Raw genomic sequence first — 20,378 nt, forward strand, 5'->3', positions numbered from 1 at the left:
TGCGCAGGTCTTTCGGAACGGGCGCGCGCGAGAGCGCGCCTGGTCGTTCGCCCCTCGCGACCTGATCGGCGCAGCATCAGACGCGATACCTAGACTCCGCTGCAAATCCGCTGCTATACTTTCAGTTGCTCGACCGGCGTAAGGCACGCGCCGACATTTCGTTTGATTGCGATATCGCGAAAGGAGCTCAACGATGGCGATCACGCTGACGGTCTTGGCGAGCCTGCTGCAACTGCACGGGCCGGGTGCGACAATCGAAAGCGATCATCAGGGTATCGACGCATTGCTGAGTGGTGTGCGCGAGCAGAGCCTTCAGGAACAGGGCGCTCAGGAACAGAGCCCTCAAGAACAGAGCTTGCAAGAACAGAGCCCTCAAGACGTACAGGGCTTCCAGCTGGGGGTGGTTTCCGACCAGCCTCAGGCAACTCAGGTTTATTTCAGGCGCGGGGCCTTTGCCAGGGGGCCCTATGCGGGCGGCTTTCGCAGAGGCGGTGGCTACTATCCGGGCGCCGGCGCATTTCGCAGGGCCGGCGGATATTATCCCGGAGCAGGCGCGTTCCGACGAGGTGGCTTCGTCAGAGGCTACTAGAGCATGATCCGGAAAAGTGGAAACCGGTTTTCCGAAAGATCATGCTCAAACAAACAGATGAGATCATGATGCGGTTCCGTAGAAACGCATCATGATCTAGGCCGATCGCAGCTTGCTGGTATCCGCATGTCGGTTGACGCTTCAAATTCCGTCGCGTTCCAGGAGCAGCCGATCACGCAGTTGCTGGTCAAGGTTGCGGCGAGGTGCAACATCGATTGCTCCTATTGCTACTGGTTTCGCGATGCGGCCGTCTATGACAAGCCCAAGCTGATGAGTGCCGAGGTGCTGCAACAGCTGTTGCTGCGCCTCGAACAGCACGTCGCCAGATACTCCCTCGTCGACTTTCCCGTGATCCTCCACGGCGGTGAGCCGCTGCTTTGGGGTGTCGATAATTTTCACCGTTTTGCGGAGGGCTGCGAGGGCATTTCATCCCGGACCGGCTGCGAGATCCCGATCGCGGTGACGACCAACGGCATCCTGATTGACGATGAATGGCTCGACTGCTTCGAGGCCCGCAATATTTCGGTGGCGATCAGTATCGATGGGCCGGCACATATTCACGACGCTCACCGCAAGACGTTTCAAGGGACCGGCACCCATGCCGCCGTGGAACGCGCCGCCCGCATGCTGGTATCGCGCGACATCGGCGTGATCGCCCTCGCGGTTTGCAACCCGGCCTACGCGCCGCAGGAGTACGCGGATTTTTTCGCGGCGTGCGGCATCGCCAACTACGACATCATGATTCCCGACGCGACGGTGGACGAGAAGCCGTCGCCCATTGCCCCGTTCTATAACGGCCTTTTCGATTTGTGGCTGGAAGCCAATCGCACGACGCCGACATCGAATGTCCGCATCATTTCCGACATGGTCGCGGCCCTGATCGGCAACAACGCGCCGACCGAAGGTGTCGGCCACAAGCCGGTCGAGCTTTGCACGGTCATGACCGACGGCACGGTGGAGGCCCACGACGTGTTGCGAATTGCGGGTGACGGTTTCACCAACACGCGGTTCAACATCTTCGATCACGCGATCGACGACGTCAGGAACGAGCCGCGCTGGAAAGCCGCACGCGATGCTTCAGTCAATCTTTGCGAGAAATGCCGGCAGTGCAAGTTCATGAACGCCTGCGGCGGAGGTTACCTTCCGCACCGCTTCTCCACGAAGAACGGCTTCGACAATCCGTCGGTTTATTGCGACGATCTCTATTCGATGTTCGAGAACATGCAATCCGTGCTGGAACGTCATCTCTACGTCCGCAAGCAGGACGGGGAACGGATTGACGTGCGCAACGCAGCGGCGGGCGGTTAGGCAATTCGAATCAATCGGCAGTTCCGCTTTTGTAGATGACGCGGCACGCGCGGTATCTGTCCATTGAGCGCAACGCCCGACCGCCTCAGGACCACCGTCGAAACACCAGGCTGGCGTTGACGCCGCCAAATCCGAAACCGTTCGAGATCGCGTGTTCGATCGCCATCCGCCGCGCGACGTTCGCGACGAGATCGATGCCCTGTGCTGCGGAATCGGCGTTCTCCAGATTGAGCGTGGGCGGCGCGATCTGGTCGCGCAGCGCCAGGATCGTGAAGATCGCCTCGATGCCGCCGGCGGCCCCGAGCAGATGTCCGGTCGCCGACTTGGTCGCGCTGACGGCAATCCCTCCCGCGCGCCCGAACACGCGCTTGATCGCCTCGAGCTCGGAGAGATCTCCGACCGGCGTCGATGTCGAATGCGCATTGAGATGCTGGACCTCGTCGGGCCGCAGCCCGGCCTGCCGCAGCGCCGCCTCCATCGCCCGCCGTGCGCCGTCGCCGTCTTCGGGACCAGCGGTGATGTGATAGGCGTCCGCCGTCGTGCCGTAGCCGACGAGCTCGGCGATCGGCTTCGCGCCGCGCCGAAGCGCGTGTTCGAGCTCCTCGATGACGAGGACACCTGCGCCTTCGCCCATGACGAAGCCGTCGCGCTCGCGGTCGAACGGCCGCGACGCCCGGGCCGGCGTGTCGTTGAACGACGTCGACAGCGCCCGCGCCGCCGCAAAGCCGCCGAGGCTGACGGGATCGATGCAGGCTTCCGCGCCGCCGCAGATCGCGATGTCGGCTTCGCCTGATCTGATCAGGCGCGTGCCGTCGCCGATCGCCTGAACGCTCGCGGCGCAGGCGGTCACCGGCGCGCCGATCGGCCCCTTGTAGCCGTAGCGGATGGTGATGTGCCCGGCGGCGAGATTGGCCAGGAAGGAGGGAATGGTGAACGGCGACAGCCGGCGCAGGCCGCTCTTCTCCGCGGTGCGCACGGCGTCCGCGATCGCGGGAAACCCGCCGATCCCGGATGCGATCACGGTGGCGGTGCGCTGCTGCGCACGCGCCTCGGCCGGCATCCAGCCGGCCTGCGCCACGGCCTCGGCCGCGGCGAGCAGCGCGAACAGGATGAACCGGTCCATCTTCTTCTGGTCCTTGCGCGGGGCCGCGGAATCGGGATCGAACCCGCCCTCGGCATCCCCAGTCTTGTCAGGAACCTGTCCTGCGACCCGGCCCGGCAGCGCGGCCGCCCATTCCGGCAATGCCGTAAGCCCGGAATGCCCCGCCAGCAGCCTCGACCACACCAGTTCGGTGCCACAGCCCAGCGGCGACACCGTCCCCAGGCCCGTCACAACAATTCGACGCATGATGCTCCTGTGGCGCCCTGGTGCGAACCGGCATGGCTGGGATTCGAACCTGCCCGGGCGTCGGTCGTTCTATGATGATTGTCATCTATTGTCTCGACCGGCCGGGCGTCAAGGTAGGGGCTTCCCTCTCAACGGTCCCTTTGTCGAGCGGTTAAGGCGCGGCCGTCTCAGGGCCGAAAACGGGAGGCGATTCCCTGGGGGAGCGCCAGCCGGCCTCCGCGCGTTGATCCTTCTAAGCTTTTTTGTCGATTTTCCGAAGCTTCCAGAACGGGTCTGCGGAGTCCTGTTCGCCTTGTAGTCCTGAGCTTAACGATCGCGCGCCGATGTTCGGGTTCGCGCGTGTATCGCCCAGCTTCAGCAAGAGTGAGCTGACCCATAGCGGCCACGATCTCGTGTGCGTTCGTGCCGAGGTCAGCGAGCAGTCGCCCGAACATGTTGCGTGAAGCATGCATGCTCTGTGACGACACCCTCCGGGTTTGCGGGAAGCACCGGATCAGTCCTGGACCGGTCCGCACGCGTGCATCTGTGGCGGCGCCGGCGCTCCCTGCCCGATCTGCAATAAGCCGGATGGCGATGGGGTGCCGCGGATGCCCAAACGATTTTCCGAAGGCCGAAAGCGCGTGGCGCCTTCTGCGGTTACCGCCACTTCATATCGCCCTGCGCCTTTCGGCGGCGGAAATCCAGCATCGAGTTCGAGCCTGGCCCATATCCGGAAGAAGCGAACGCGAGGGCGGGTGTAACGGATGGTCGGGGCTTGCGGCACGAAGACGCCGTTTTGCTCATCATGCCAACGGCGAATATGCCACTGCATATAACGCTTGTGCGCAACGCGATAGTAATGCCTGAAGAGTGGATACATCGTCGTCACAGGAATTCTGTGGACGCGCAAGCTTTCGGACAGCGCGATCTGTTCCAGCGTGAGCAGCTTCTTGCCCTGATCGAGCACGGCATCGATCAACGCAATGGAATCCTCGATCACAGGCCGATGCTTGGCCGGGTCGACCGCGGTCAATCCACTGTTAAATTCAACGGAGACTTGAGTGTCATAGTGGTATAGGCCGGCGTTCGGCAGATCGGCCGCGAAGCCAGTCAGCGCCGGGAAAGGATTTCGCCCGTGGAAGCGGTCAACAGCGACTGATCCCGCGTACACCATCGACCGCAATTTCTCGAAGAATCCGTCTTGAAAGAATGTATCCGTGTCCGTCATGACGCAGAAGTTCGGATTCCCTTTCATCTCCTCCAAAAGGACGCACGGTTTGATGCGGTGGTGATAAAGGCCTCCGCGAGAAAAGTCATTGATCTTCGACGTCGTCAATTCGACGATTCTGACGGGCAGATCGCGATAGCGATCAGGTTTGTCCGTATAGATCACGACGTCCAAGGACGCATTCCAGTGCAACAAAGTTGCCAAGCTGTACCGCAGTTCCAAGTAGAGACGATCGAGATTCCCGTACTCAACATAAATAAAGGTCAGTCCACGCGAAACCATCTTTACACTACCCCACAACGATCGTGACGGCATTACCTTGAAAGCCGATCTCGCCGACTACGTTGCTCTCGAAAGCGCGCCTCGAATCCGACCGAGAGCATCTGAAAAATCAAACAGCGCACCGGGAAAGAATTTCCCGCGTTCGTTTTTGCGTAGGACAACAAAGTTTTTACTGAGGTCGAAGCGAGCTCCAGCCCGGTTTTCCTTGAAACGGCCGCTGATGTAGAGGGTGTCATACCCGAAGCCAAACCGAAGCATCTGCGCCATGGCATCGCTCGATAGCTCGATATCACACACCTCGTTTCCACTGAGCCAGTGGATGTCCGTGAACATCGAATAGACCAGCCGCCGATCAATGTCTGTCAGATAGACCGAAACCGGTTTGATGTATCCGCTGATGCGGAACGGGAGTAAGGACCACATCCAGTTGCTATTGCGCATGTTCTTTTGGTGCTCAATCGAGAGAAGATTGAGTTCAGCGACCGAAACCGGCGCGTCCCGCATATTAAGTGGCCGAGAATGGCTCGCTTCATCGTCCCTATATCTAGCTATTGCGGACGCTGAATCATGGCTCTCACCGACGACATACTCATCGCCAGGGTACAAAACGACGCTCTCGACCTGCCCAGCAAATCTGGCATACACGTCCGCAATCTTGTTCGCGCTGGCGTTGAGGTGGAAGTTCCCCTCCCTGCAAAACCAGACAAAACTCGCACACGGGATGAAGACCTTAGGCTGATAGATCGCAAGCTGAGTTTCAATCTGGTCGATCTTCTGGCGAGCTTGCCGGCGCGCAATCTCCGGTTCGTCAGGATTTCCAGCCCAATTCGCGAACGAAAATTGCGTCAAGAGGACGTCGATCTTTCCGACGCGGGGCGCGATAGCGCTATGAAGCGCCTTGGCGTCCGGAGCCACGCAATCGTTGATGTTCAGATAACGGCGATGCCGCGTCTCAATCAGACAGAGCGAGTCATCGTCAACGGTCTTGATCGTGATAGAAACACCGGAGCCGAGTTCGCAACGCTCCCAATCCTTGAGCTCTCGAACCATTTTGAAGCCGAGATCGCGGCAGAACTTCGCAACGCGGCCATCCGATGCCTGAAACAGAACGGTGATATCCTTGCGGATATCCTGCGGTATGCTGCGAAGGCTCGGCGGCGAAAAATGATCGGGATGCTCATGGCTGAGCCAGAGGTAATCGACGTCCCTGAAATCTTCCGGTTGCATTTTCGTCGGCGAGATAAGGGCCCAGCTCTTGTTGAAAACGAGGCCATCCAGCCATGGATCGCAAACGATCCGTAGTCCTTCAGTTTGCAGTTCGAACCCGGCGTGATTGATCCAACGGATCTTGTCCATCGCCAATTACCTAATTTCAATTGCAGCCTTGATGCAGTGCGGAAGCCGTCCGATAGCTGACCATGTTCGGCCGAACGACCTGTCGTAGTCGTAGAAGGCCTTGAACTCGTCATTCATCGAATAGAAATCATCGAAAACGATGATGGTGCCTGGCCTGAAAAGCCTATCGAGGGTGCCGAGCACAAACAGCGTGGCCGAATAGATATCGCAGTCCACGTTGACGACGAGCCGGCGCGTGACCTCTGTCTTTGCCAAGAATGGACGGAGCGTGTCCTGGAACAGTCCCTTCACGAAGCTGACTCGGGAATCGTCGATCTTAGGCATCTCGCCTTTGGTCGAGAATGTCCCCGCCGGGTGTTGTGGATCCCAGTCCTCCGGAAGCCCATAGAAGGTATCAAAGCCGACAAATCGGCTCTCAGGATAAGTGTTCAGCCGACGCCATTCGTCAATTGATGCACCTTTCCAAACGCCGAACTCCAGATAATCGATCGGCTCATCAACCATCCGCGCAATGTGACGAAAGAGCGCAGAGCGGTCAGGGAGTTCCGGACAATCGGAAAAACGGTCGCGGCGCGTTGAAACAAAAATGGCGTTGTTGTTAAGACTTTCGGAGAACGGAAGTCCGCGGGGCAGAAACTTAGCAATCAATTCACGTTTTCGAGACATAGCCGGAAATACCAGACGCAACTTGTGATAGGCAAGCGCTGGCGTTGCAAAATTCCTTATCCCTAAGGCTAAAGCAAAAATGGCCCGACGCCGGTTAGGGCACCGGGGCGCTCTCGGCGAGCGTCTTGCTCCCGCACGGCAGAAATTGTCTCCGGAAGAAGGCCTGGTACGTTCTGCACGGTGATAAGCCCGACAGGCCGGCAATTGGAAAGAGAGGGTTACTTCCTCAGTCGGATGCAAAGAGCCCACAGGGTTGGCGCCGGCAGCTTACAGGGGCTAGCCCGGATGGACGGTCCCGTAGATTTACCATGACCCGGAATTCCAGCTGCCCGGCGCCGGAGCGGGCGCTAGGTTGATCGCGCGGGGGCGGCGCCTTGAGGTCAGGAGGCCGCAGTGGAGCGTCTGTATTTGGGCATCGCCGTCACCAGCACTTACGCGCTGGTCACCATTGCGCTGATCCTGGCCTTCGTGCGCTGACCGCCGGGAATCCGGATCTTTGCTCGCGGGGCCGCTACGGGTGCGTTGTCGTCTTCGCGGAACGCGGCAATGTCCGGTAACCGGCAACCTTTTACTGCGTCAGCGGGTTTGATCGTCATGCCGAGGCCTGTAGCCATAACCCTGATGAGTTTGGCCGTTGCAACGCTCACGGCGTTCGGCATCGCCGCAGCCCTCATGATCCATTAAAGCGCGATGAGATTAGGTTAAATCGTCGTCGCGCTTTAGCTCGAGCATGATCTCCGCGCAAACGCTTCGCGTTTGTCGCAGGGAAAACCGCTTCGCACTTTTCCGGATCATGCTTTAGCGGGAATGGGCCACCGGGGTTTCACACCCGGCGGCCCATTGGTCGTTGAGGCGCGCGGCCATTTGCGAAACGCAATCGCTTCATCCCCTCCAGCATCCTCCGCACGTCTCCCAACAACGCCCGTATCTGCCGCCGCTCGGCGATCGCTTCCCGAGTGAACAGGCCGTGCTTGCGCGCATTCCGGTTCGCCCGTGGCGCGCCGGATCCCCTTGCGCCGCCGTGCATGCGGCAGCGCGTCTTGCCGCGCACCGCCGGCGCGCGGCACGCGCCGCCGCAGCGGGTCCTGGCGCCGCAACGCCGGCTGGCCAGCATCGGGCCGATCGTTTGGATGTGGCCGCTCATGCCTGTGCGTCCCGCCTGGCATCGGCGGAATTCCGCCGCCGCCGCGAGCCCACTGCCTTCGGCGCATTCCGCGCCGCGGAGGCCGGGTTGTTGTCGGGCACGATCACGCTCGCATGCTGCGTGACGTTGCCGACGATGGCGTTGCCGCCGTCCTCCACCTTCACGTTCTGCACGGTGATAGCGGGTTCGCCATGGCTCCGGTGGCGGTTCAGCGCGTCGATCTGGGCGGGGAAGGTGCGGGCGAGCCGGCCCAATGCGCGCGCGGCGCTGTCGTGCTGGGCGAGGTCCTTGGCATGCGCGAGGTGATGGGCACATCGCATCGCCATCACATGAACCGACACCATCTGCGCCACCAGCATGGCCTCGACGGAATCCGCGGACCGATGCTTCTCACCATCGAGATCATGAAGGCGAGGTTGACCTCGCAGGGCTTGCCGCCGCTCACGCTGGCCTTGACCAATTGCCGCAGGATGCCGTCCATCGCGTCGCGATCGGCGACCCCCAGCGCGTTCGCCATCAGCTGTGCGCCGAGCTCCGGATCACGATGGTCGATGCAGAAGCCGTGCGACGAGAACTTTATCCGCGGAGGTGTGGCAGCCTGGGTCTGCGCGGGGGCGGGGGGCATCGTCGGCACGGCGATGTCGGGTGCAGTATCCATGTCGGGTATTCCCTGGAATGCGCGCGGCAAGCGCGCAGACGATCGCTCGCTGCGGGAGCCGGCGCGATGTCGATTGTGGGAGGGTTTTGGGCGGCAAGCGCCATCCGCGCGCCCGCTGTTGCGGGCGAGGGGGGCGGTTACACGATTTCGGAATATTGGAAGTGTGCCGCTGATTTGCCCGACGTGTCAAGTCGCCATTCGAGCGCCGCCGGCCGCCGGCTCCTTTGCATGGGGTTGTTTTCGATATTTTGGCGGCGCGGCTCCAGCGGGGAGTTCCGCCGCCGTCGCCCGCAGTCATGCCGGCAAGGCACGGTGCGATCCGTGTTAGCGGGTACCGTGCGCCGATTGGATCATTATACTGACCGGAACGTTGCGACAGACGTGGCGGCGGCGCCGGCCTCGGATGAACCGGCCTGGGATGAAGGAGCATCGATGAGCGAGACCACTGGCCACCCCGATCCCGGCCTCGATCTGTCCGACGGATTCAAGCCGCATACCTCGCATTGGGGCGTGTTCTCGGCGCGGCTCGGCAAGGCGGGTCTCGAAGTCAGGCCCTATGCCGCCGATCCCGATCCGAACCGCATCATCAACAACTTCCCCGGCGCGCTCCGCCACCAGGCGCGCATCGCGCAGCCTGCGATCCGCTGCGGCTGGCTCGAGCGTGGGCCCGGTCCGGACGATCGCCGCGGCCGCGACGAATTCGTCTCGGTCAGCTGGGAGCAGGCGCTCGACTTGCTCGGCGGCGAGTTGACGCGGATCCGCGACACGATCGGCCCCGGCGCGGTGTTCGGCGGCTCCTACGGCTGGTCGAGCGCGGGCCGCTTCCAGCACGCGCAGAGCCAGGTGCACCGCTTCCTCAACATCGCCATGGGCGGCTATGTCCGCTCGGTGAACACCTATTCCTCGGGCGCGTCCTCGGTGCTGCTGCCGCAGATCCTGGCTGGCTACGAGGACATCACCAAGCGCAACGTCACCTGGGAGCAGATCGCGGCCGAGACCGACATCGTGCTGGCGTTCGGCGGCATGGCGCTGAAGAACTCGATGGTGGCCGGCGGCTCGATCAGCAAGCATGTCGAGCGCGGCGCGATGGAGGCGGCGCACCGCCGCGGCTGCCAGTTCGTCCTGGTCAGTCCGCTGCGCGACGATCTTCCCGTCGAGGCCGGCGCCGAATGGCTGACGGCCACCCCCGGCACCGACACCGCGCTGATGCTCGGCATCGTCCATACGCTGGTCAGTGAAGGCCTGCACGATCAGGCCTTCCTCGATCGCTACACCGAGGGCTGGCCGGTGTTTCTGCGCTATATCACCGGCGAGAGCGACGGTCAGCCCAAGAGCGCCGAATGGGCCGCGGCGATCTGCGGCATCGATGCCGGCACGATCGAGGCCCTCGCCCGCCGGCTCGCCGGCCGCAGAGCGCTGATCACCGTGTCGCATTCGCTGCAGCGCGCCGAGCATGGCGAGCAGCCGGTGTGGATGGGTATGGTGCTGGCGGCGGCGCTCGGCCAGATCGGCCTGCCCGGCGGCGGTTACGCCTATTCGCTCGGCGCGATCGGCTATTACGGCCGCCGCGTCAACGCGGTGCCCGGGCCGACGCTCGGGCAGGGCCGCAACGGCGTCGCCGACTTCATTCCGGTGGCGCGCATCGCCAACATGCTGCTCAATCCCGGCACCAGCTATCGCTACAATGGCGAGACGCGCACCTATCCGGATATCCGCCTCGTCTACTGGGCCGGCGGCAATCCGTTCCACCATCACCAGGACCTCAACCGCCTGCGCAAGGCGTTTGCGCGGCTCGACACGCTGGTGGTGCACGAACTGGCCTGGACCGCGACGGCCCGCCACGCCGACATCGTGCTGCCCTCGACCATGACGCTGGAGCGCGAGGACATCGGCTATTCCAGCAACGATCCCTTGATGGTCGCGATGCACCGGATCGCCGAGCCGTTCGGCCTCGCCCGCGACGACTACGAGATCTTCGCCGACCTCGCCGAGCGGTTAGGGGCTCGCGAGCCTTTCACGGAAGGACGCACCTCGCGGCAATGGCTGGAACATCTCTTTGAGCCGACCCGCAAGGCGCTCGCCGCGCGCGGGCTCGAGGCGCCGAGCTTCGAAGAGTTCTGGGCGCGCGGCAGTCTGGTCGTGCCGCAGCATCTCGACGACGGCGGCTCGCTGCGCCGTTTTCGCGAAGACCCCCTCGCGCGGCCATTGCCGACGCCGAGCGGCCGCATCGAGATCTTTTCGCAGAAGATCGCTAGCCACGGCGATGCCGATTGTCCGGGCCATCCGGTCTGGCTCGAGAAGACCGACACGCCGACGCCGGGCGCGCCGTGCTTCCTCGTCGCCAACCAGCCGGTGACGCGCCTGCACAGCCAGCTCGATTTCGGCGGCCATTCACTAGACGCCAAGCATCGCGGCCGCGAGGTCGCGCGCATGAATCCGCGCGACGCCAAGCCGCGCGGTATTGCCGACGGCGACATCATCCGCATCTTCAACGCGCGCGGCGCCTGCCTCGCCGCGGTGCATGTCACCGACGGCATCGCGCCTGGCGTGGTGCAGCTGCCGACCGGCGCCTGGTACGATCCGATGGATCCCGAGGAGGAGGCGCCGCTCTGCGTGCACGGCAATCCGAACGTGCTGACGCGCGACATCGGCACGTCATCCTTCGCGCAGGGCTGCACCGGCCAGCTCACCAGCGTCGAGGTCGAGCGCTTCAACGGCAATCTGCCGCCGATCCGCGCGTTCGATCCGGCTTAGAGCATGATCCGAGGCGGTGTTCCCTCGCGACAAACGCGTAGCGTTTGCGCGGAGATCACGAACAAATCATCGCTGGGCGCTGGATGGCGCCCACGCGTTCGGCTACGGCATCACGAGATCGTCCCCGAGTTCTGGATTTGCCGAGATGCACCTGAAAGCCCTGTTTCACCTTGCCGTCGCCGCGACCGTCGCGCTCGGTTCGTCCAACGCATGGGCGCAATCGGCCGCCGAGCCGGCCTATGGACCGGAGTTGCAGGGCTTCGACTATCCCTATCCGGTGGAGCATTATCGCTTCAGCTCGCAGGGGCAGGAGCTCGACATGGCCTACCTCGACGTCAAGCCGTCGACGCCTAACGGCCAGACCGCGGTGCTGCTGCACGGCAAGAATTTCTGTGCCGCGACCTGGGACGGCACCATCAAGGCGCTCAGCGGCGCCGGCTATCGCGTGATCGCGATCGACCAGATCGGCTTCTGCAAGTCCAGCAAGCCCGAGCGCTATCAGTTCACCTTCCAGCAATTGGCCGGCAACAGCCGCGCGCTGCTCGCCTCGCTCGGGATCGCGCATTCGATCATGGTCGGCCATTCGACCGGCGGCATGCTGGCGATGCGCTATGCCCTGATGTATCCGGAGGCCACCGACCACCTGGTGCTGGTCGATCCGATCGGCCTGGAAGACTGGAAGGCCAAGGGCGTGCCGTGGCTCAGCCTCGACGGCTGGATGCAGCGCGAGACGCGCGTCACCGCAGACAGCATCCGCGCCTATGAGCGCGCCACCTATTACGCCGACACCTGGGATGCGTCCTACGAGACGTGGGTGCAGATGCTGGCCGGCATGTATCGCGGAGAGGGCCACGCCGCCGTGGCGTCGAGCTCGGCGCGGCTCTACGACATGATCGCGACCCAGCCGGTGTTCTACGAGTTCGAGCAGATCAAGCCGCCGACGCTGCTGTTTGTCGGCGACAAGGACACCACCGCGATCGGCAAGGACACCGCGCCGCCGGAGATCCGCAAGACGCTCGGCAATTATCCGGTGCTGGGCAAGGAGGCCGTGAAGCGGATCCCGCATGCGCAGCTGATCGAATTCCCCGATCTCGGCCATTCGCCGCAGATCCAGGCGCCGGCGCGCTTCCACGAGGCGCTGCTCGGCTGGCTGCAGCATCCGGAGACCGGCGCGACGCTGGTCAAGTAGGCTTGCATGAGATGGGCCGAACGACCCGCCCTGCTGCGGCTGCGGGGGCGCCACCGATCGCCAGCGATGGGAGATAGTCATGGCGGCCAGCGTAAGGAAGCTATTCGAACGGTACGAACGATGCTTCGGGCAGGCTCTTGCTGGCGACGTCAATATGGACGAGGTGCGCTCGTTTTATGCCGCCGAGTTCATCGCGGCATCCCCGCATGGGATCATGACGGGGAAGAATGACGAGAAGCTCATGCAGGCCATGAGTCAGGGATATGCCCACTATCGATCGATCGGAACCACGGCGATGCGGATGCGCAATCTGCAAATCTCGACGATCGATGATGGCCATTGCATGGCCCATGTCGCGTGGACGGCAACCTACGTCCGCGATAGCCAGCCGGATGTTACGATCGATTTCGACGTCCACTACCTTGTGCAGACGCACGGCGCACAGCCGACGATATTCGGTTGGGTGACGGGCGATGAGCAGGCGCTGCTCAGGAAGCACGGGATCATTTGAGGCGAGGCAACTCGCGCCGGCAGCGCTGAGATGGGTATCAGGAGCTAGGCGGGCCTCGCGCCCCTCTTGGCCCGCTCCTGCACCGTTCCGTGCACCGGTGATGATTTCCGCGCACCGGGGCCCGGATGCACGTGGACCGCCTTCGCGCTCAGCGGCTCGCCGCATTCCGAACAGACCATGACGGGATCGAACATCTTCTTGCAGGTCTTGTGTTCGTGCAGCATCGGCCGGCCGCGCGAATCGACCATGTGAACGTTGCCCCAGTGCACGATCGACATGATGATCGGATAAAGGTCGAGACCCTTCTGCGTCAGGATGTATTCGTAGCGCTTCGGCGCCTCCTGATACGGGATCTTGCGCAGCACGCCGAACCGCACCAGCTTCTTCAGCCGGTCGGCGAGCAAATGCCGCGTGATCCCGAGCGATGCCTGGAAGTCATCGAACCTGCGAATGCGCAGGAAACATTCGCGCAGGACCAAGAGGCTCCAGCGGTCGCCGATGACAGCCACCGTGCGGGCCACCGAGCACGGCTCCTCCTCGAGGGCATCCCATTTCATCAGCATCTCCTGCGGTCTGCGTCGACATCACCCGTTAAATTCTAAAACAGAACTAACGTAATTTCAATAGGATGCCTCGCTTGCAGCCATGACTTAGTCATTGGATGACAAATATCATATTGACAGTTCTAAAATAGAACTTAAGGTCTCGGCTCGATTAACGCGGCGGCTGAGTGCCGCTGGCACTCGAAGGGAAGGGCGTTCCATGGCTGCTCCGCTCAAGGTCGAATTCCATTTCGATTTTGGAAGTCCGAACGCCTATCTCGCGGAACTCGCGCTGCCCGGGATCGAGAAGCGCACCGGCGTGAAATTCGACTACATCCCGGTGCTGCTCGGCGGCGTCTACAAGGCGACCGGCAACATGTCGCCCGGCGAGTCGCTGCGCGGCATCAAGAACAAGCCCGAATACAACGCGCTCGAGACCGAGCGCTTCCTGCGCCGCCACAACATCACGACGTTCAAGACCAACCCGTTCTTTCCGGTCAACACGCTGATGCTGATGCGCGGCGTCGTCGCTGCCGATTTCGAAGGGCTGTTCGAGCCGTACTTTCGCGCCGCCTATCACCACATGTGGTCCGAGCCCAAGAAGATGGACGATCCGCAGGTGTTCCGCGAAGCGTTCCTGTCCTCCGGCCTCGATATCGACCGCATCATCGCCCGCGCCCAGCAGGACGAGGTGAAGCAGAAGCTGATCGACAACACCAGCAACGCGGTGGCGCGCGGCTCATTTGGCTCGCCGACCTTCTTTGTGGGCGACGAGATCTTCTTCGGCAAGGACAAGCTGCGCGAGGTCGAGGACGAGATCGTCGCGCAGCTGGCTGCGCCGCAGCGCAAGACCGCCTGAGCGGGGAGTTCCTCGAGACAACAAATCAGGCCCAAAGGGCTGCCACAGGGAGGTTTCAGTGCAGGTGTCGACCCAAGTTGTTGAACAAGTTGCTGAAGGAAGTGTGGAAGGCTTGCCGAACCGCATCCACGAGGTGATCGATCACCACGTCGGGGCGACGCCGGATCACCCGGCGCTGATCGACGACAAGACGCGGCTGACCTACCGCGAGCTCGATCGAACGGTCGGTCGCGTCGCCGAGGCGTTGCGGGCACTCGGCATCCGTGCCGGCGACCGCATGATGATCGTGAGCGAGAATTCGATTCCGCTGGCCTGCCTGCTGCTGGCGGCGAGCCGGCTCGATGTCTGGTCCATCGTGGTCAATCCGCGGCTCTCGCCGCGTGAGCTGGATCAGATCAGGGATCACAGCGGCGCCCGGCGCGTGCTGCTGACCGCCGAGGTCTCGCAGGAGGCGGCTACACATGCCGCGCGCTACGAGGCCGCCGTGCAGGATGTCGGCCCGCTCCGCGGCATCGCCGTCACCGGTTTGAACCTGGCAACCGTGGCGGAGCCGGTCGAGCCCGACGGCGCCGATCAGGTTGCGGTTCTCATCTACACCTCCGGCACCACGGGCACGCCGAAGGGCGTGATGCTGACCCATCGCAATCTCTTGTTCAGCGCCCGGGCGACGGCAAGCTTCCGAAAGATGGCGGCCGATGACGTGCAGTATTGCGTGCTGCCGATCTCGCATATCGTCGGCATCTCGTTGCTGACCATGACCCTGATGATCGGCGCCACCGTGCGTCTGGTGGCGAAATACGATCCGGCCGCGCTGGTCAAGGCGATGACTGAAGAGGGCATCACGATCCTGAACGGCGTGCCCGCGACCTATCAGCGTCTGCTCGAATACCGGCGCAATGCCGGCCTGCCGAAGCTCGATCGCGGCCGGTTGCGGGTGATCTCGGTGGCCGGCGCGCCGCTCGACCTCGATCTCAAATCACGGGTCGAGCAGGAACTCGGGCTGCCGCTGCTCAACGGTTACGGCATCACCGAATGCTCGCCGGGCATCTCCGGCGTCCGGCCCGACAATCCGCGGGCCGATCATGCGGTCGGCAGCGTCATGCCGGGCCTCGAGGCAAAACTGGTCGGCCGTGACCTCAAGCCGGTTGCGGCAGGGGAAGTCGGCGAGCTGCACGTTCGCGGCCCGAACGTGATGCGCGGCTATTACCGCGCGCCCGATTTGACCGCCAAGGCGATCGATCCGGACGGCTGGTTCAATACCGGGGATCTGGCCCGCTTCGAGAACGATGCGCTCTACATCGTCGGGCGGACCAAGGAGATGATCATCCGCTCCGGGTTCAACGTCTATCCGGCCGAGATCGAGGCGGTGCTGAGCACGCACGACGCCGTGGTGCAGTGCGCCGTGGTCGGCCGGCCGGTCGAGGGCAATGAGGAGGTGGTCGCCTTTGTGCAGCTGATCAAGGGCTCGACCGCCACCGCGCAGGACCTGATGGCCCATATTGCCCCGCAACTCACCTCGTACAAGCGGCCGTCGGAGATTATCCTGATGGACGCGCTGCCCGCGACATCGACGGGCAAGCTGCTGAAGCACAAGCTGGCGGAGTCGCTGCGCGGCTGAGGCCGAGCCGCCGCCGCAAGCCAGTTCACTCAAACAGGACCGGAGAACACCATGCAGAAGAGAAACAGGACGGTGGCCGTCATTGGTGCCGGTGATTTCATCGGCGGCGAGATTGCCAAGAAGTTCGCCGCCGAAGGCTTTACGATCTTCGCCGGCCGCCGCAACGGCGACAAGCTGGCGCCGCTGGTCAAGGAGATCGAGGCCGCGGGCGGCGAGATCCACGCGCGTTCGCTCGATGCGCGCAAGGAGAAGGAGATCACGGCGTTCCTCAACGACGCCGACAAGCATGCGCCGCTTGAAGTCTGCATCTTCAATATCGGCGCCAACGTCAATTTCCCGATCCTCGAGACCACCGAGCGCGTGTTCCGCAAGGTCTGGGAGATGGCCTGCTACTCCGGCTTCCTGGCCGGGCGCGAGGCGGCGCGGCTGATGATGCCGCGCGGCGAGGGCAACATCTTCTTCACCGGCGCCACCGCGTCACTCCGCGGCGGCAGCGGCTATGCCGCCTTTGCAAGCGCCAAGTTCGGCCTGCGTGCCGTGGCGCAGGCGATGGCCCGCGAACTGGGGCCGAAGAACATCCATGTCGCGCATCTGATCATCGATTCCGGCGTCGACACCGAATGGGTCCGGCAGCGCCGTATCGAGGCGCTCGGCCCGAACGCGCTCGACAATCCCGATCTCTTGATGCCGCCGGCATCGGTCGCGGGCGCCTATTGGCAGCTCTATCAGCAGCCGAAGAGCGCCTGGACCTTCGAGTTGGAAATCCGGCCCTTCGGCGAGAAGTGGTAGGGAGCCGGTCAGATGGAGCTCGCGCTATCCCCTGAAGATGCGGCGTTCCGCGATGAGGTACGCGCCTTCATCAAGGACAACTACCCGGCGGAGATGCGCGTCGCCAATCCGGAGACCGATCTCTCCAAGGAGCAGATGCTGCTGTGGCATCGGATCCTGCACGACAAGGGCTGGATCGCGCCGCTCTGGCCGAAGGAATATGGCGGGCCCGGCTGGTCGATCACCCGCCGCTTCATCTTCGAGCAGGAGACGACGCGCGCCGGCACGATGCCGCCGCTGGCGTTCAGCGTCACCATGGTCGGCCCGGTCATCTACACCTTCGGCAACGACGCGCAGAAAAGGAAATTCCTGCCGCGCATCCTGTCCGGCGAGGACTGGTGGTGCCAGGGCTATTCGGAACCGGGCTCCGGCTCCGACCTCGCGACCGTCCGCACCAAGGCGGTGCGCGACGGCGATCATTACATCGTCAACGGCCACAAGACCTGGACCACGCTGGCGCAGCACGCCGACTGGATCTTCTGCCTGGTGCGCACCGATCCCACGGCCAAGCCGCAGTCCGGCATCTCGTTCCTCTTGATCGACATGAAGTCACCCGGCGTCACCGTGCGCCCCATCATCACCATCGACGGCTCGCACGAGGTCAACGACGTCTTCCTGGAGGACGTCCGCGTCCCCGCCGAGAACCTGATCGGCGAGGAGAACAAGGGCTGGACCTACGCCAAATTCCTGCTCGGCAATGAGCGCACCAGCATGGCCGGCATCGGCCGTTCGACGCGCTACATCGCGCGGCTGAAGAAGATCGTCAAAGCGGAGATTCCGGAAGACGATCCGGCGCATCTGGAATTCATCAGGGACATCGCCCGCGTCGAGCTCGACGTGCTGGCGCTGGAGGCGACCGAGCTTCGCGTCGTCGCCCAGATGGCGCGCGGCATCGACCCGGGACCGGCGGCATCGCTGTTCAAGATCCGCGGCACCGAAATCTTCCAGGATATCACCGAGCTGACGTATCGGGCGATCGGCAATTACGGGCTTGCGATCCGAGAGCATCCGGTCAGCGCCAATCACTTCATGCCGGGCCCGGACTACGGCCACACCGCGTCGGAAAAATACCTCAACTCGCGCAAGCTCTCGATCTACGGCGGATCGAACGAGATCCAGCGCAACATCATCGCCAAGGCGGTGCTTGGTCTCTAGCCACAAGCAACGAGGATCGGATGGATATCCAGTTCACGGAAGAGCAGGAATTGTTGCGGTCCAGCGTCCAGCGGCTGCTGCGCGACCAGTACGATTTCGACGCGCGCCGCAAGATCGTCGCGAGCGAGGAGGGTTTTGGCCGCAGGCAATGGGCTGAATTCGCCGAGCTCGGCCTACTCGCCGCGCCGTTCTCGGAAGCGGTTGGAGGGCTCGGCGGCGGGCCGCTGTCGACCATGATCATCATGCAGGAGTTCGGCCGGCATCTTGTCGTGGAGCCCTTCGTCGAGACGATCGTCGTTGCGGGTGGCTTGATCGAACAGGCAGGTTCCGACGCGCAGAGGCAGGCGTTCATCGCTGACATCATCGCTGGCACGAAACTTTGGGCGCTGGCCTGGACCGAGAAGGGCTCGCGCTTCGATCTCGCCACCGTCACCGCCACGGCGCGCCGCGACGGCAACGATTATGTGCTCACCGGCGAGAAGACGGCGGTGCTGGCCGCGCCATGGGCGGATTATCTGATCATCTCCGCGCGCACCGCGGGTCATCGTCACGATCGCGGCGGCGTCAGCCTGTTCGTGGTCGATCGCCGCGCCGCCAATCTCGACCTGCAAAGCTTCAGGACGATCGATGGCCGCAGGGCGGCCGAGATCAGCCTGCGCGGCGTGCGCGCGGAATTGCTGGGCAGCGAAGGCGGGGGTGTCGCCGCGCTGGAAGCCTGCCGTAACCGCGCCATCGGCGCGCTCTGCGCCGAGGCGGTCGGCGCGATCGGCGAGCTGAATACGGCGACGCTGGACTATTCCAAGACGCGAAAGCAGTTCGGCGTCACGATCGGCAGCTTCCAGGTGCTGCAGCACCGGATGGTCGACATGTTCATCGCGCATCAGGAGGCGTTGTCGCTGATGCAGCATCTCAGCCTCAGTCTCAGTGACGATGAGGCCGGAGTCTCCGGCTGGCATCCGGTGCAAAATCCAAGATCGGTTATGCCGGCAAGTTCGTCGCCGACCAGGCGGTGCAGCTGCATGGCGGCATGGGCATGACCGACGAGCTCAATGTCGGCCATTACTTCAAGCGGATTTCCTCCATCAACATCCAGTTCGGCGATCCCGCGTATCACGTGCTGCGCTACGCGCAGCTCGACGCGGTCGCCTGATTCAGAGAGGCAAGCATGTCACAAGATGCAGTCATCGTCTCCACCGCGCGCACTGGCGTCGGCAAGGCCTATCGCGGTGCGCTCAACAACACCGACGGCCCGACTTTGGCCGGCCATGTGATGGCCGAGGCGGTGAAGCGCGCCGGCATCGCGCCCGGCGAGGTCGAGGACGTGGTGATGGGCTGTGCCATGCAGCAGGGCACCATGGTGATGAATGTCGCGCGCAAGGGCGCCATCCGCGCCGGGCTTCCGGTCACGGTTGCCGGGACCACCATCGACCGGCAATGCGCCTCCGGCCTGCAGGCGATCGCGGTCGCCGCCCGCTCTGTCATGCTCGACGGCGTCGAGATCGCGATCGGCGGTGGCATCGAGTCGATCAGCCTGGTGCAGAACGAGCACATGAACAGGTTCCATGCCGTCGACGACGAGCTGATGGCAATGAAGCCCGAGATGTACATGTCGATGCTGGAGACGGCGGAAGTCGTCGCCGAGCGCTACGGGATCGGCCGCGATAAGCAGGACGAGTACAGCCTCGAGTGCCAGCGCCGCGTCGGCGCCGCGTTGCAGGGCGGCCGCTTCAACGATGAGATCGTGCCGATCACGACCAAAATGGCCGTGGTCAACAAGGACACCAGGGAAGTCAGCTACCAGCAGGTGACGCTGGCCAAGGATGAGGGGCCGCGGCCGGATACCACGGCGGATGGACTCGCCAAGATCAAGCCGGTGTTCGAGGGCAAGACCATCAGCGCCGGCAACGCCAGCCAACTGTCGGATGGCGCCTCGGCTTGCGTGATCATGAGCGACAAGGTTGCCGCGCAGAAGGGGCTGAAGCCGCTCGGCATGTTCCGCGGCTTCGTCGCCGCCGGCGTCGAGCCGGACGAGATGGGCGTCGGCCCGGTTGCCGCGATCCCGCGGCTCCTCAAGCGGCACAACCTCAAGATCGACGATATCGATCTCTGGGAGCTCAACGAGGCCTATGCGGTGCAGGTGATCTATTGCCGCGACAAGCTCGGCATCGATCCGGACAAGCTGAACGTCAATGGCGGCTCGATCGCGATCGGCCATCCCTACGGCATGACCGGGGCGCGGCTCACCGGTCACCTCTTGATCGAGGGCCGGCGGCGCAAGGCGAAATACGGCGTGGTGACCATGTGCATCGGCGGCGGCATGGGCGCGGCGGGCCTGTTCGAAATCGTCCGCTGAGCGGAAACGCG

18 protein-coding genes and 1 pseudogene are annotated in these 20,378 nt (G+C 63.3%); 11 read left to right on the forward strand and 8 right to left on the reverse strand.

Going from position 1 to position 20,378, the window contains the following annotated elements; genetic code table 11:
• Positions 1-193: 193 nt before the first annotated feature.
• Both ACSKB9_RS31300 and ACSKB9_RS31305 read left to right on the forward strand, forming a co-directional pair.
• Complete coding sequence (locus ACSKB9_RS31300; RefSeq protein ID WP_229189152.1) at positions 194-589, forward strand: hypothetical protein; 396 nt, start codon at positions 194-196, stop codon at positions 587-589.
• A 126-nt stretch (positions 590-715) separates the two neighbouring features.
• Entirely contained in the window at positions 716-1,897 is a 1,182-nt protein-coding gene (locus ACSKB9_RS31305) for a radical SAM protein (protein ID WP_438077925.1), read from the forward strand.
• An 85-nt stretch (positions 1,898-1,982) separates the two neighbouring features.
• Here ACSKB9_RS31305 and fabF read toward each other — a convergent pair whose 3' ends face one another.
• The 7 genes from fabF to ACSKB9_RS31340 all read right to left on the reverse strand — a co-directional run bounded on the left by fabF (position 1,983) and on the right by ACSKB9_RS31340 (position 8,558).
• Entirely contained in the window at positions 1,983-3,245 is a 1,263-nt protein-coding gene (gene fabF, locus ACSKB9_RS31310; RefSeq protein WP_438077927.1) for a beta-ketoacyl-ACP synthase II, read from the reverse strand.
• A 493-nt stretch (positions 3,246-3,738) separates the two neighbouring features.
• On the reverse strand, positions 3,739-4,626 hold the full coding sequence (locus tag ACSKB9_RS31315) for a hypothetical protein (RefSeq protein WP_438077929.1): 888 nt from the start codon (positions 4,624-4,626) through the stop codon (positions 3,739-3,741).
• A 165-nt stretch (positions 4,627-4,791) separates the two neighbouring features.
• Positions 4,792-6,090, reverse strand: coding sequence for an MBL fold metallo-hydrolase (locus ACSKB9_RS31320; protein ID WP_438077931.1), 1,299 nt, complete (start codon positions 6,088-6,090; stop codon positions 4,792-4,794).
• A gap of 6 nt (positions 6,091-6,096) precedes the next feature.
• Positions 6,097-6,738 carry a TylF/MycF/NovP-related O-methyltransferase gene (locus ACSKB9_RS31325; RefSeq protein WP_438077933.1) on the reverse strand — a complete coding sequence of 214 codons (642 nt, stop codon included), beginning with the start codon at positions 6,736-6,738 and terminating at the stop codon, positions 6,097-6,099.
• An 841-nt stretch (positions 6,739-7,579) separates the two neighbouring features.
• A complete protein-coding gene (locus tag ACSKB9_RS31330; protein ID WP_438077934.1) occupies positions 7,580-7,900 on the reverse strand; it encodes an HGGxSTG domain-containing protein in 321 nt (106 codons plus the stop codon).
• The gene (locus tag ACSKB9_RS31335) at positions 7,897-8,259 is read right to left on the reverse strand and encodes a hypothetical protein (RefSeq protein WP_438077936.1); all 363 of its coding nucleotides are present in this window, start codon (positions 8,257-8,259) and stop codon (positions 7,897-7,899) included. The genes ACSKB9_RS31330 and ACSKB9_RS31335 overlap by 4 nt, the downstream gene beginning before the upstream one ends.
• Entirely contained in the window at positions 8,226-8,558 is a 333-nt protein-coding gene (locus ACSKB9_RS31340; RefSeq protein WP_438077938.1) for a hypothetical protein, read from the reverse strand. The genes ACSKB9_RS31335 and ACSKB9_RS31340 overlap by 34 nt, the downstream gene beginning before the upstream one ends.
• Before the next feature lie 432 nt (positions 8,559-8,990).
• Here ACSKB9_RS31340 and ACSKB9_RS31345 point away from each other — a divergent pair, with 432 nt between their 5' ends.
• The 3 genes from ACSKB9_RS31345 to ACSKB9_RS31355 all read left to right on the forward strand — a co-directional run bounded on the left by ACSKB9_RS31345 (position 8,991) and on the right by ACSKB9_RS31355 (position 13,012).
• Complete coding sequence (locus ACSKB9_RS31345; RefSeq protein WP_438077940.1) at positions 8,991-11,312, forward strand: molybdopterin guanine dinucleotide-containing S/N-oxide reductase; 2,322 nt, start codon at positions 8,991-8,993, stop codon at positions 11,310-11,312.
• Between the two features lie 145 nt (positions 11,313-11,457).
• Positions 11,458-12,501 carry an alpha/beta fold hydrolase gene (locus ACSKB9_RS31350; RefSeq protein WP_438077942.1) on the forward strand — a complete coding sequence of 348 codons (1,044 nt, stop codon included), beginning with the start codon at positions 11,458-11,460 and terminating at the stop codon, positions 12,499-12,501.
• Positions 12,502-12,580: 79 nt separating this feature from the next.
• Positions 12,581-13,012 carry a nuclear transport factor 2 family protein gene (locus ACSKB9_RS31355; RefSeq protein ID WP_438077944.1) on the forward strand — a complete coding sequence of 144 codons (432 nt, stop codon included), beginning with the start codon at positions 12,581-12,583 and terminating at the stop codon, positions 13,010-13,012.
• 44 nt (positions 13,013-13,056) lie between these two features.
• Here ACSKB9_RS31355 and ACSKB9_RS31360 read toward each other — a convergent pair whose 3' ends face one another.
• A complete protein-coding gene (locus ACSKB9_RS31360) occupies positions 13,057-13,569 on the reverse strand; it encodes a winged helix-turn-helix transcriptional regulator (protein WP_438077946.1) in 513 nt (170 codons plus the stop codon).
• Positions 13,570-13,774: 205 nt separating this feature from the next.
• Between ACSKB9_RS31360 and ACSKB9_RS31365 the strand changes: the two genes are divergently transcribed.
• The 6 genes and pseudogenes from ACSKB9_RS31365 to ACSKB9_RS31390 all read left to right on the forward strand — a co-directional run bounded on the left by ACSKB9_RS31365 (position 13,775) and on the right by ACSKB9_RS31390 (position 20,367).
• A complete protein-coding gene (locus ACSKB9_RS31365) occupies positions 13,775-14,413 on the forward strand; it encodes a 2-hydroxychromene-2-carboxylate isomerase (protein WP_438077948.1) in 639 nt (212 codons plus the stop codon).
• Between the two features lie 103 nt (positions 14,414-14,516).
• On the forward strand, positions 14,517-16,031 hold the full coding sequence (locus ACSKB9_RS31370) for a class I adenylate-forming enzyme family protein (RefSeq protein ID WP_438077950.1): 1,515 nt from the start codon (positions 14,517-14,519) through the stop codon (positions 16,029-16,031).
• A 51-nt stretch (positions 16,032-16,082) separates the two neighbouring features.
• Positions 16,083-16,820: an SDR family oxidoreductase gene (locus tag ACSKB9_RS31375; protein WP_438077952.1), complete on the forward strand. Its 738-nt coding sequence runs from the start codon at positions 16,083-16,085 to the stop codon at positions 16,818-16,820.
• A gap of 12 nt (positions 16,821-16,832) precedes the next feature.
• Positions 16,833-18,014, forward strand: coding sequence for an acyl-CoA dehydrogenase family protein (locus tag ACSKB9_RS31380; protein ID WP_438077954.1), 1,182 nt, complete (start codon positions 16,833-16,835; stop codon positions 18,012-18,014).
• Positions 18,015-18,034: 20 nt separating this feature from the next.
• Positions 18,035-19,164, forward strand: a pseudogene (locus ACSKB9_RS31385) (acyl-CoA dehydrogenase family protein).
• 15 nt (positions 19,165-19,179) lie between these two features.
• On the forward strand, positions 19,180-20,367 hold the full coding sequence (locus ACSKB9_RS31390; RefSeq protein ID WP_438077956.1) for an acetyl-CoA C-acyltransferase: 1,188 nt from the start codon (positions 19,180-19,182) through the stop codon (positions 20,365-20,367).
• The last annotated feature ends 11 nt before the right edge of the window (positions 20,368-20,378 follow it).

It is taken from the genome of Bradyrhizobium sp. BR 1433, assembly GCF_051547665.1.
Classification (GTDB): Bacteria; Pseudomonadota; Alphaproteobacteria; order Rhizobiales; family Xanthobacteraceae; genus Bradyrhizobium; species Bradyrhizobium australafricanum.